The sequence below is a fragment of the Ciceribacter ferrooxidans genome (assembly GCF_004137355.1).
Lineage (GTDB): Bacteria > Pseudomonadota > Alphaproteobacteria > Rhizobiales > Rhizobiaceae > Allorhizobium > Allorhizobium ferrooxidans.
Genome location: NZ_SDVB01000252.1, coordinates 1 through 256 on the forward strand (window position 1 = coordinate 1; position 256 = coordinate 256).

Below are 256 nucleotides of genomic sequence, written 5' to 3' on the forward strand. Positions count from 1 at the left end.
GAAGATCCGACGAAGGACGACCTCCATTTCAAGCCCTACACCATTCTCGACCGAAAGATCAGAGACGGCGCCGGCAACGAGAACACGATCCGCATCGGCTTCATCGGCTTCGTCCCGCCGCAGATCATGGTATGGGACGCCAAGAACCTCGACGGCCGGGCGCAGACCCGCGACATCGTCGAGGCGGCGCGCGCCTGGATTCCAGTGATGAAGGAGGAAGGCGCCGACATCGTCGTCGCACTTTCCCATTCCGGCA

Annotated in this window: 1 pseudogene; it reads left to right on the plus strand. The window is 62.1% G+C overall.

Going from position 1 to position 256, the window contains the following annotated elements:
- Positions 1-256 (plus strand): annotated as a pseudogene (locus tag EUU22_RS16240) (2',3'-cyclic-nucleotide 2'-phosphodiesterase); the annotation flags it as partial.